The sequence below is a fragment of the Streptomyces sp. Tu 3180 genome (assembly GCF_009852415.1).
Classification (GTDB): Bacteria; Actinomycetota; Actinomycetes; order Streptomycetales; family Streptomycetaceae; genus Streptomyces.
Genome location: NZ_WOXS01000002.1, coordinates 5,274,665 through 5,286,136, shown reverse-complemented (window position 1 = coordinate 5,286,136; position 11,472 = coordinate 5,274,665). Strand labels below are relative to the sequence as shown.

Genomic DNA, 11,472 nt, shown 5'->3' with positions numbered 1-11,472 from the left:
GGTGCGGGACACCGCGCCGTGACGTACGGCGTGCGGGGGGTGGGAGGGTGAGGGGGCGTCAGCCGAGGACGGCGAGCGCGTCGATCTCGATGAGGAGTCCGGCGGGCAGACCGACGTAGACGGTCGTGCGGGCGGCGGGCGGCTGGGTGAGGCCCTGCTCCTCGAAGTAGGTGTCGTAGATCTCGTTCATCTCCGCGAAGTGGTCCACGTCGGTGAGGTAGACGCGGATCATCATCACGTCGTCCCAGCCGGCGCCGCCCTCCTCGAGGATCGCCTTGACGTTGGCGAGGGTCTGGAGGGTCTGCTCGCGCAGGGTGGGGCCGGCGGGCGTGGGCGGCTCGCCCTCCACCGCGGGCAGGAACCCGACCTGGCCGGCGACCTGGAGGATGTTGCCCTTCCTGACGCCGTGGGAGAACTTCGCGGGCGGGGTGGTGTGGGTCTTCGGGGTGAGCGCGGTCTTCTCGGTCTTGTCGGTCATGCGGTGTCCTTGTCGGGGTGGTGCACGGGGGTCCTGCCGGAGTACTCGCCGCTGATCGCGTCCGCCGTGCGGCGCACCAGCGGGAGCAGGGTGAGGAGTTCGTCGGCGGTGACGACGACGTTCGGCGCGGAGACCGACATCGCGGCGACCACCCGGCCGTCGGCGCCGCGGACGGGGGCCGCGACGCAGTTGATGGACTCCTCGTGGCCGCCGAGGTCGGTGGCCCAGCCCTGTTCGCGCACCTTCTCCAGCTCGCGCAGGAACGCGGCCGGGCCGGGTGTCGAACGGGACGTGTACAGGGGGTAGTCGAGCCTCTCCGCGAGGGCGCGGCGCTCGTGCTCGGGCAGGTCGGCCAGGAGCAGCTTGGCCACGGCCGCGACGGTGATGGCGACGGGCTTGCCGATCCGCGAGTACATGCGCACCGGGTAGCGGCTCTCCACCTTGTCGATGTAGAGGACCTCGTTCTCCTCGTGGACGGCGAGGTGGACGGTGTGCCCGCACTGCTCGTTGAGGCGCACGAGGTGGGGGTGGGCGATCTCGCGGACGTCGAGGTTCTCCATCGCCTCCTGGGCGAGGGCGAAGAGGCGGGCGCCGAGGCGGTAGCGCTGGTCGGACTGGCGGTAGACCAGGCCGTGCTCGTGCAGGGTGCGCAGCAGGCGCAGCGCCGTGGACTTGTGCACGCCGAGGCGGTCGGCGACCTGTCCGAGGTCGGCGGGTCCCTCGGCGAGCAGCGGCAGGATGCTCAGCGCGCGGTCGACGGTCTGGCTCATGGGGTGCGTACCTCCTCCTCGGCCCCTTCGTCGGCCTGTGTCCAGCCGGGGCCGAGTCGCAGTCTCCCCCACGCGGTGTCGTCCAGGGCGACGAGGCGGTCGGCCAGGTCGCGGGCGGGGGGCGGGGCGAGGTCGCCGGGGGCGGTGAGCGCGGCGGCGGCCATGAGGTGGCCGTGCCGCAGCCGGTCGCGTACGGGCAGCCCGCGCAGGGTGGCGGAGAGGAAGCCGGCGGCGAAGGCGTCCCCGGCGCCGACGGCGGCGACGACGTCGACGTGCAGGGCGGGCACGAAGGTCGCGGTGCCGGTGGCGTCCTCGCACGGGAGGCCGTCGGTGTCCCTGCCGAAGGCGACCGCTCCGCCCCGGCCCTGCTTGACGACCACGATCTCCGGTTCGGGCAGCGCCTCCCGCACGGCGCGGGCGCCGTGCAGTCCCCACGCGTCGCGCGCCTCGTCGTCGCCGACGAAGACGATGTCCGCGCCGCGCGCCAGGTCCAGCAGCACCTCGGGGCCGCGGGCGTCCCGCCACAGGCCCGGACGGTGGTTGACGTCGAAGGAGACGAGCGGGCGGCCGGGGCGGGGGGCCGTGAGCTCCCGCAGCAGGTCCAGGCAGCCGGCGGAGAGCGCGGCCGTGATGCCGGACAGGTGCAGCACGCGTCCGGCGCGCACGGCGTCGAGGTCGACGTCGGCGGCGGTCATCGCGGAGGCCGCGGAGCCCGCCCGGTAGTAGGCGACCTCGTGGGCGTCGGTGGCCCGGTCGCCGGCCGTGCGGAAGTAGACGCCGGTGGGCCGGTCCGGGTCGCGGCGGACGTACGACACGTCGACGCCGTGTCCGCCGATCGCCTCGAGGAGGTGGTCGCCGAAGCCGTCGTCGCCGACCCGGCTGACCCAGCGCGCCGAGTGGCCGGCCGCCGCCAGCACGCACGCGGTGTTGGACTCCGCGCCGCCGATGCCGCGCTCGAAGGAGGGGACGTCGGCGAGGCGGCCCGGCCGGGTGGGCAGGAACGTCACCATGGACTCGCCGAGCGCGACGACGTCCACGACGTCGGGGGCGTTGCAGGGTCCGGTGACGGTCACGGCGGCGGGGCTCCTCGGTGGCTGCGGGGGACGCGGTGTCCGTTGACCACGCGTGGCCGAGATGTTAGACAGCGGTAAGCGATATACGCAACGAGCGTTGCATTAAATGCAACGCGCCTGATCAGGGAGGCTCTGATGGTCCTCGACCCCGGCTCCGACGCACTCGCGCAGCTCACCGAGGAACGCGTCGACCACCGCTTCAAGGGCCTCCCGCCGGACGCCGACGGGCTGACCGTCGGCGAACTGGCCGCCCGGCGCCGCAACCTCTTCACCGACGGCTTCACCACCCCCGTGCTCACGCTGTCCGCCGAGCGGCTGGAGCACAACCTGAGGCTGATGGAGACCTACGCGGCCCGCCACGGCCTCGCCTTCGCCCCGCACGGCAAGACCTCCATGGCCCCGCAGCTCTTCCACCGCCAGATCGAGCACGGGGCGTGGGGCATCACGCTCGCCGTCCCGCACCAGGTGCGGGTGGCGCGGGCGTTCGGGATCCGGCGGGTCTTCCTCGCCAACGAGCTGGTGGACGCGGCGGCCCTGCGCTGGGTCTCGGCGGAGCTGGACGCCGACCCGGACTTCCGCTTCGTCTGCTACGTCGACTCCGTGCGCGGGGTGGAGCTGATGGACGCGGCGCTCGCCGGGGCGTCCCGCCCGGTGGACGTCGTGGTCGAGCTCGCCGCCGGAGAGGGCGCCCGCACCGGGGTGCGCACGGAGGCGGAGTGCGCCGCCGTCGCCGACGCCGTGGCGGGTGCGCGCGGGCTGCGGCTGGCCGGGGTCGCCGGGTACGAGGGCGAGGTGCCGCAGGCGGACCCGGAGCGGGTGCACGCCTGGCTGCGGCGGCTGGTGTCGCTCGCCGTGGACTTCGACGAGGCGGGCCGGTTCGCGGGGCTGGACGAGATCGTGGTGAGCGCGGGCGGCAGCGCCTGGTTCGACGCGGTGGCCGACGTCTTCGCGCGGATCCCCGCACTCTCCGCGCCGGTGCTGAGGCTGCTGCGCTCGGGGGCGTACGTCTCGCACGACGACGGCCACTACCGCAGGCTGACCCCCTTCAACCGGGTGCCGGAGGAGGGCGCGCTGGAACCGGCGTTCCGGCTGTGGACCCAGGTGGTGTCCCGCCCCGCCCCCGACCAGGCCTTCGTCAACGCCGGCAAGCGGGACGCGGCCCACGACCTCGACCTGCCGTCCGTCCAGGTGGTCCGCCGGGACGGCACCGAGCGCCCGGCCGCCGGGATCTCGGTGACCGCCCTGTCCGACCAGCACGCCTGGCTGCGCACCACCGGGGAGGCCGACCTGGAGGTCGGCGACTGGGTGGGGCTCGGGCTGTCCCACCCGTGCACGTCCTTCGACAAATGGGTGCTCATCCCCGTGGCCGAGGCGGACGGCACGGTGGTCGACTACATCCGTACGTTCTTCTAGGAGGCCGGTGTGGAAGAGCTCGTCATCCGGGACGCGGACGTCGTGGACGGCTCCGGCGGCGACGCGTACCGCGCGGACGTGGTCGTGGACGGCGGCCGGATCGTCGGAATCGTGAAGGAGGCGGCGGCAGCGGGCTGCCAGCGCCCGAAGGCCCGCCGCGAGCTGGACGCCGAAGGGCTGGTCCTCTCCCCCGGCTTCGTCGACATGCACGCGCACAGCGACCTGGCGCTGCTGCGCGACCCCGACCACAGCGCCAAGGCAGCGCAGGGCGTCACGCTCGAGGTGCTGGGCCAGGACGGCCTGTCGTACGCGCCGGTCGACGACCGCACGCTCGGCGAGGTGCGCCGGGCGATCGCCGGCTGGAACGGCGCGGGCGACGACGTCGACTTCGACTGGCGGTCGGTCGGCGAGTACCTGGACCGGCTGGACCGGGGCATCGCGGTCAACGCCGCCTACCTGATCCCGCAGGGCACGGTCCGCGCGCTCGTCGTCGGCTGGGAGGACCGCGGGGCCACCCCGGCCGAGCTGGACCGGATGCGGCAGCTGGTGGCGGAGGGCATGGAGCAGGGCGCGGTCGGCATGTCGTCCGGCCTGACCTACACCCCCGGCATGTACGCCGAGGACGCCGAACTGACCGGGCTGTGCCGGGTGGTGGCCGAGTACGGCGGCTACTACTGCCCGCACCACCGCTCCTACGGCGCGGGCGCGCTGGAGGCGTACGCGGAGATGGTGGCCCTCACCCGGGAGGCCGGCTGCGCGCTGCACCTGGCGCACGCGACGATGAACTTCGGGGTGAACAGGGGCCGGGCGCCCGAACTGCTGGCGCTGCTGGACGAGGCGCTGGACGCCGGCGCCGACATCAGCCTCGACACCTACCCCTACACGCCCGGCTGCACCACGCTCGTGGCGCTGCTGCCGAGCTGGGCGAGCGAGGGCGGCCCGGAGGAGGTCCTGCGGCGGCTCGCGGACGAGGCGACGGCCGAGCGGATCCGGCACCACCTGGAGGTCACCGGCTCGGACGGCTGCCACGGCGTGCCGGTGGAGTGGGAGACCATCGAGATCTCGGGCGTCGGCGACCCGGCGCTGGGCGAGTACGTGGGCCGTACGGTCCTGGAGTCGGCGCGGGCGCGCGGCGAGTCGCCCTGGGCGGTCGCGCGGGAGCTGCTGCTGAAGGACAGGCTCGCCCCGACGATCCTCCAGCACGTCGGCCACGAGGAGAACGTGCGGGCGATCATGCGGCACCGCGCGCACACCGGCGGCTCGGACGGCATCCTGCAGGGCGCCAAGCCGCACCCGCGCGCGTACGGCACGTTCCCGCACTACCTCGGGCACTACGTCCGGGAGCTGGGGGTGCTGTCCCTGGAGGAGTGCGTGGCGCACCTGACCTCGCGCCCGGCCGCCCGGCTGCGGCTGCCGGACCGGGGGCTGGTCCGCGAGGGGTACCGGGCCGACCTGGTCCTGTTCGACCCGGACACGGTGGCCGCGGGTTCCACCTTCGAGCGCCCCCGCACGCTCCCGACGGGCATCCCGCACGTGCTGGTCGACGGGCGGTTCGTGATCGAGGACGGACGGCGCACGGACGAACTGGCGGGGCGGGCGGTCCGCCGGACTCCCCGGTGACCGCCCGCCCCGCGCGTGCGCCCGCCCCCTACGGCTTGGGGACGGCGCAGCCGCTCGCGTTCAGCTCGAGCCTGTTGTCCACGCCGAAGCAGGCGGGGAACAGGTAGGTCTGCTGGGCGTAGTTGATGCCCTGACGGACCGTCACGGTGCCGTCCTCGGCGACCTCGCACGGGTTGTTGACCGTGCAGCGCTCGCCGTCCTCGTTGCCGGTGTTGTTGACGGCGACCACCTCGCCGGTGGCGTCGTCGACGACCGGCGAGCCGGAGGTGCCGCCGATGGTGTCGCACTCGGGGGTGTAGCGGACCGAGTCCTTCCAGGTCCAGTCGCCCTCCTTCATCCGGTGCACGAACCCGTCGACGGAGCAGTTGTAGATCCGCTTCCAGTAGCCGGAGACCATGCTGACGGCGGTCCCGGCCTGCGGGCGGGTGCCGGACAGGGTCAGCGCGTCGATGCCGTACGCGCTCTTGATCCGCGCGTACGTGGTGCCGAGCCGGTAGACCGCCGCGTCCGTGTCGGTCATGGTCGCGTACACCAGCCGGTCGGCGCGCAGGGTGGCGACCCGGGAGCCGGAGGAGTTCAGCAGGCCGAAGCTGCGGCTGGACGCCCGGTCGACGAGGACCTGGCCGGGCGCGGGGAAGCCGCTCTCCAGGCAGTGGCCGTTGGTGAGCACGAGCGCCGGGTCGTCGGCCGCCGAGTCGGGCATGCGGACGACGGAACCGGAGCAGTTGCTGAGCGAGACGGTGCCGGCGAAGTTCACCGCGCCGGCCTTCGGCGCGGTGAGGCCGGACAGGGTGTCCGCCGCGGTACCGACCAGGCCGTCGACGACGTCCGTCACCGCGGTCGGGCCCGAGCCCGTGGCCGTCTCCGCGCCCGTGGGGGAGGGCTCGGCGGCGACCGCGGGAGCCGCGCCCGCCCCGGCCATCGCCAGGGCGCACAGCGCGACGACGAGAGGTTTTCTCATGTGGGGTCCCCTCATTGCGACGTCGGGCGGCCGGGGACCCGGACATCCGGGAATCCTCCGGCCACCCACAGGATTGTCATGCGCATTGTCATCACGCGGACGGCAGGGGGGACAAGGAGGTGTTTCCGGCCGCAGACTCCCCGGGGACGGCACACCGCCGACGCCCCGGCCGGCCGCGGCGACACCCGGAACAGAGTCGTCCACTCCCGTGGAGACGGCGGGGGCCGACCTGGGGAGGGTCGGTGCGGAGATCATGGAGACGCCGGGCGACGGCCCCGCGGCGAACCCCGTCCGGCCGGCCGGCGGCCCGCCCCTACCTGGGCCGCTTCGGTCCCTGACCCCGGCCCGGCCGGTCGTCGTCCACGCCGTCCGGATCGGTGGACGCGGAGGCGGAGACGGAGGGGGACGGCGCGGGAAGGGCCGGCGTGGGGGCGGCGGTGGACGCGGCCGGGGTGGCGGAAGCGGCGGACGCGTCGGCCGCGGGGGCCGACGGCGTCCCGTCGGCCTTCCGCTCCCCCTCGGACGCGCTCGCACCCGGGGAGTCCTGGCCGCCCGGTGAACCGCCGGCACCGGACGGGCTCCCGGAGGAGGGCGTGTCCGGCACCGTGGACGTCTCGGGCCCCTCCGCCGTCGGTCCCGTGCGGTCGTCCCTGCCCCCGGCGCCGCCGGACGGCGAGCCCGAGAAGGCGAACCCGGCGACCAGCGCCGCCGACACCGCGCCCACCGCTCCCGCGGCCACCGCCATCCGGCGCGAACGCCGGGGGGCGGCCCTGCGGTGGGCACGCCGGCCCGAGCCGCCGGCGCCGGACCGGCCGGCCGCACGCCCCGCGCCGTCGCCCGCCGGGGACGGCGCGCCGCCGTCCGCCGCGGCGCCCGCGTCGTCCTCCCCCGGACGCGGCACACCGCCGTCCGCCGCGGGGGACGGATCCTCCTGCGCCGCCCACGGCGCGCCGGCCGCCGCGACCGGGGGCAGCTCGCGCGTCTCGTCGTACGCGTTCTGCCAGCCGTGGGCGGCCGCCGGGTCGGCGTACGCGTCGTACGCCGGGGCGGGGGCGGTCTGCGGGAGGTACACGTTCGGCGGACCCTGGGGCTCCGGCGCGTCGTGTCCCCCGTCGGCGTACCGAGGTGGCCTGGACATGGCGGCGCATTCTAGAGACCGGGAGGGCCCTGAGGACAGCGCGCGGACATAACCACCCGAATCGCCGTGTCTCACGTGGCGGGAAACACGGCCCAAACGGCCTTACCGGGCCGTAAGCTCCCTGCATGCAGGTGATCCAGTCGACCAAGCTCGCCAACGTCTGTTACGAGATCCGGGGCCCGGTGCTCGAGGAGGCGATGCGGCTGGAAGCGGCCGGCCACCGCATCCTCAAGCTGAACACCGGCAACCCGGCCGCCTTCGGCTTCGAGTGCCCGCCCGAGATCCTGGAGGACATCCTCCGCAACGTCTCGTCGGCGCACGGCTACGGCGACGCCAAGGGCCTGCTGGCCGCGCGCCGGGCGGTCGTCATGCACAACCAGACCCTCGGCATCGAGACCGACGTGGAGCACGTCTTCATCGGCAACGGCGTCTCCGAGCTGATCGTGATGGCGATGCAGGGGCTGCTGGACGACGGCGACGAGGTGCTCGTGCCCGCGCCCGACTACCCGCTGTGGACGGCCGCCGTCTCGCTCTCCGGCGGCACGGCGGTGCACTACCGCTGCGACGAGCAGTCGGACTGGATGCCGGACCTCGCCGACGTGGAGCGCAAGGTCACCGACCGCACCAAGGCGATCGTCGTCATCAACCCGAACAACCCGACCGGCGCGGTCTACGACGAGGCGGTGCTCAAGGGCCTGACGGACATCGCCCGCCGCCACAACCTGCTGGTCTGCTCGGACGAGATCTACGACAAGATCCTCTACGACGACGCGAAGCACGTCCCGACCGCCTCCGTGGCCCCCGACCTGCTCACCCTCACCTTCAACGGCATGTCGAAGGCGTACCGGGTGGCGGGCTACCGGGTGGGCTGGATGTCGATCTCCGGGCCGCGCGCGCACGCCGACTCCTACATCGAGGGCCTGACGATCCTCGCGAACATGCGCCTGTGCGCGAACATGCCGGGCCAGCACGGCGTGGTCGCGGCGCTCAGCGGGCGCCAGACGATCAACGACCTGGTGCTGCCGGGCGGCCGGCTGCGCGAGCAGCGGGACGCGGCGTACGAGCTGCTGACCCAGATCCCCGGCGTGAGCTGCGTGAAGCCGAAGGGGGCCCTGTACCTCTTCCCGCGCCTCGACCCCGACGTCTTCAAGATCAAGGACGACCGCCGGATGGTCCTGGACCTGCTGCGCCGCGAGAAGATCATGGTCGTGCAGGGCACCGGCTTCAACTGGCCGGAGCCGGACCACTTCCGGGTGGTGACCCTGCCGTCGGTCACCGACCTGCGGGACGCGGTGGGCCGGATCGGGCGCTTCCTGGACGGTTACAGCCAGCCCTGACCCCGTCCGTACGACCGGACGCCCGGACCCGCGCTCACCCTGCGTGGTTCCGGGCGTCCGATTTTGTGAACGACTCAACTTTAGACGAAATCCAAGCTAGGATGGTTTCCTGTCAGCACCCAGGAGGCCATCCATGTACGAACCGATCCGTGCCAAGTCGGTCCACAGCACGATGGCCGGCACCCCCCACGACTTCCCCCACCGCTCCCGCGAGGAGGAGCTGGACATCCAGCTCGCGGGACACCTCGCAGCGCTGCTCGCCGTCACCGACGAGCTGCGCGCGACAGCTCCCTCGGCCGACCTGGACGCCGCGGCCGAACGGATCGCCGAGCAGGTCACCCGCCTGCGGGGAGGGCGGGTGCCGGCCCGCGCGTCGGTGACCACCACCGGCCGTGAGCCGAACGCGACGGCGCTGCACCGGCGTGCGCACGCCCTCGCGGGCCGCGCCCTGGTCGTCGCCGCCTCGCGCGCCGACACCGCGGTGGCGATCCTCGCCGCCGAACGGATGGACGCGCACACCGCGGCCCTGCAGCCGCGCGAGTTCGCGTCCCGCTGAGCCCCACCGGGCTCCCCCGAACGGCCCCGGTCCGCGTGCACCCGCAGCGACGCGCGGACCGGGCGCCCTGCACCCCCACCGTCGACGGGGCACCCCGGGCAGCGCGCCCGGGGTGCCCCGTCGGCGTTTCCGGCGCGGTCAGCGCGTGACGTACACCGTCGCCGACGCCGTGGACCCCTCGTGCAGGTCGTCGCCGGGCCAGCTGACCGTGTAGGTCGTCTCCCGCCGGGTGCGCGGCAGGTCGTCGACGGTGAAGGTGCCGTCGGCGGCGACCGTCACCGACGACAGCGTGCCGGTGCCGAGCCGGTCGGCGCGCTCCACCTTCAGCACGGCCCGCTCGGGCAGCGCCCTGCCCTGCGCGGTGAACGTCCCGGTGAGGCGGACGCCGGTGCTCATCGACGCCTCCTGCGGAGCCGTGAGCGCGATCGAGCTGGCCGCCTTGCCGACGGACACGGTGTGGGTGACGTCGGCGGCCGGGCGGTGGGTGAGGTCGCCGAGGAACGACACGGTGTACGTGGCGTCGCCGGTCAGGTCCGGCTCGTCGAGGACGGTGAAGGTGCCGTCCGCCTTGACGGTCGCGGTGCCCAGCTCGTGCGTGCCGTTCGCGTCCGTGCGGGTCGCCGTGACCTTCGGCGGCTCGGCGGGGGCCGGGCCGTCGAACTCCAGCTTCCCGCGCACCGCCAGCGGCTCGCCCGCGACGGCCCGGGCGGGGCTGTGGGTCAGCCCGCCGGTGAAGCGGGCGTCGTACTGGACGGCCGGCGGCTGGATGACGTGCAGCCAGTACTGGCTGCCCGCGGCGTTGGTGGTGACCGCGAACAGCCGGGAGCCGTCGGCGGACCACTCCAGGCCGCGCGGCGCGACCCGGTCGCCGTCGAGGCTGCCCTCGAAGGCGAACTCCAGCGGCGCGGTCGCGTCCCCCGGATCGGCGGGCGAGAGCAGCAGGTCGGGCGTCGCGCCGGAGGCCGAGGCGCCGCGCGCCAGGTACGCCCCGTCCCCGCTGAAGGCGACGGCGGAGGCGGCGGCGCCGGACGGCAGCGCCGGGTAACCGGCCCGGGCGTCGGACAGGTCGGTGGTGTTGAGCAGCCGGGTGCCGGCGGAGGCGTCGGCCACGGCGACCTTGGTGCCGTCCGGGGAGAACGCCATGTCCTTGAGGTTCAGGGCGCCCTTGCCCTCGCCGTCGGCGAAGCGGCGGCCGGCGGTGCGCACCAGGGTCTCGCCGCTCGCGTCGAACACCGCGAGGAACGGGTCGGCGGCCTTGGCGTTCAGCGGCTGGCCCATCATCAGCCGGTCGCCGGGGCCCGCCTCCAGCTGGAGCCTGCCGTGGTCCTGCCAGCCGGTGCGCTGCCAGGTGTTGTCGGTCTGGTGGTTGTCCAGGTACGTGAGCGTCGCGTCGCACTCCGAGGTGGAGTTGGCGTACGGCGTGGTGTGGTACGCCCTGCCGCCCGCGAAGGCCAGGCTGCGCCCGCAGGTGTCCGTGCCCGCCACCCCCGCGCTGAGCGGCGTGTACGTGGCGGTGTCGTACCGCAGGATCCCCTCGCGGCCGCCGACGTGGAGCGTGCTGCCGTCGGCGTTCAGCGCGAGGCCGGACACGTGGCGCTGGGTGCTGAGGGTGGTGACGCGCTCACCGGAGAAGTCGTAGACGGCGATCAGCCCGGTGTTGGTGTAGCTGCCCAGGTTGCTGTCGGCGACGTACACGCGCTGGTGCGCCGAGTCGACCGCCAGCGCCGAGAACGAGGAGATCGGCAGCTTGGCCACGAGGTCGGAGGCCGCCGCGTGCGCCGCGGGCGCGGCGGCGAGGGTGAGGCCGCCGCCGGCGAGCGCGCCGGCCAGCAGCGTGGCCGCGAGACGTCTGGATCGTCGTGCTGTATTCAACTGTGCCCCCCACAGGCTGTGTCGGCGACCCGTACGGAACGGCCGTCCCCGCCTCCGGGAGGCGGGAACAGCCGTTCGGGTCGTGCGAGGTTGGTGAGCGTACACCGACACATCCGGATTCCCCCGGGGTTCGCGTTCCCGCGCGCGTCCCGCGGTGGGGATCAGCCGTCGCCGGCGGGCAGCTCGCCCGCCCGGCCACCTCCGCTCGCGTCCCCGCCGGCACCGTTCCGTGCGCCATTCCCCGACGGCAAGCC

Annotated in this window: 10 protein-coding genes; 4 read left to right on the top strand and 6 right to left on the bottom strand. The window is 74.2% G+C overall.

Annotated elements, in window-relative coordinates; genetic code table 11:
• Positions 1-58: 58 nt before the first annotated feature.
• Genes GL259_RS24845 through GL259_RS24835 form a run of 3 tightly spaced genes read right to left on the bottom strand, consistent with a single transcriptional unit; the run spans position 59 to position 2,321 of the window.
• The gene (locus GL259_RS24845; RefSeq protein ID WP_159535539.1) at positions 59-478 is read right to left on the bottom strand and encodes a RidA family protein; all 420 of its coding nucleotides are present in this window, start codon (positions 476-478) and stop codon (positions 59-61) included.
• Positions 475-1,248, bottom strand: a complete 774-nt coding sequence (locus GL259_RS24840) for an IclR family transcriptional regulator (RefSeq protein ID WP_159535538.1) — start codon at positions 1,246-1,248, stop codon at positions 475-477. The genes GL259_RS24845 and GL259_RS24840 overlap by 4 nt, the downstream gene beginning before the upstream one ends.
• On the bottom strand, positions 1,245-2,321 hold the full coding sequence (locus tag GL259_RS24835) for a sugar kinase (RefSeq protein WP_159535537.1): 1,077 nt from the start codon (positions 2,319-2,321) through the stop codon (positions 1,245-1,247). The genes GL259_RS24840 and GL259_RS24835 overlap by 4 nt, the downstream gene beginning before the upstream one ends.
• A gap of 135 nt (positions 2,322-2,456) precedes the next feature.
• Here GL259_RS24835 and GL259_RS24830 point away from each other — a divergent pair, with 135 nt between their 5' ends.
• Together GL259_RS24830 and GL259_RS24825 are read left to right on the top strand one after the other, a co-directional pair.
• On the top strand, positions 2,457-3,734 hold the full coding sequence (locus tag GL259_RS24830; RefSeq protein WP_159535536.1) for an amino acid deaminase: 1,278 nt from the start codon (positions 2,457-2,459) through the stop codon (positions 3,732-3,734).
• A 9-nt stretch (positions 3,735-3,743) separates the two neighbouring features.
• Positions 3,744-5,354 carry a D-aminoacylase gene (locus tag GL259_RS24825; RefSeq protein ID WP_159535535.1) on the top strand — a complete coding sequence of 537 codons (1,611 nt, stop codon included), beginning with the start codon at positions 3,744-3,746 and terminating at the stop codon, positions 5,352-5,354.
• 28 nt (positions 5,355-5,382) lie between these two features.
• On the opposite strand, the gene GL259_RS24820 is transcribed toward GL259_RS24825, so the two are convergent.
• The gene (locus GL259_RS24820) at positions 5,383-6,315 is read right to left on the bottom strand and encodes a serine protease (protein WP_159535534.1); all 933 of its coding nucleotides are present in this window, start codon (positions 6,313-6,315) and stop codon (positions 5,383-5,385) included.
• Positions 6,316-6,628: 313 nt separating this feature from the next.
• Positions 6,629-7,453, bottom strand: coding sequence for a hypothetical protein (locus GL259_RS24815; RefSeq protein ID WP_159535533.1), 825 nt, complete (start codon positions 7,451-7,453; stop codon positions 6,629-6,631).
• A gap of 125 nt (positions 7,454-7,578) precedes the next feature.
• Here GL259_RS24815 and GL259_RS24810 point away from each other — a divergent pair, with 125 nt between their 5' ends.
• On the top strand, positions 7,579-8,790 hold the full coding sequence (locus tag GL259_RS24810) for a pyridoxal phosphate-dependent aminotransferase (protein ID WP_159535532.1): 1,212 nt from the start codon (positions 7,579-7,581) through the stop codon (positions 8,788-8,790).
• A gap of 133 nt (positions 8,791-8,923) precedes the next feature.
• The gene (locus GL259_RS24805; protein WP_159535531.1) at positions 8,924-9,346 is read left to right on the top strand and encodes a hypothetical protein; all 423 of its coding nucleotides are present in this window, start codon (positions 8,924-8,926) and stop codon (positions 9,344-9,346) included.
• A 138-nt stretch (positions 9,347-9,484) separates the two neighbouring features.
• Here GL259_RS24805 and GL259_RS24800 read toward each other — a convergent pair whose 3' ends face one another.
• A complete protein-coding gene (locus GL259_RS24800) occupies positions 9,485-11,218 on the bottom strand; it encodes an Ig-like domain repeat protein (RefSeq protein ID WP_159535530.1) in 1,734 nt (577 codons plus the stop codon).
• Positions 11,219-11,472 lie beyond the last annotated feature (254 nt).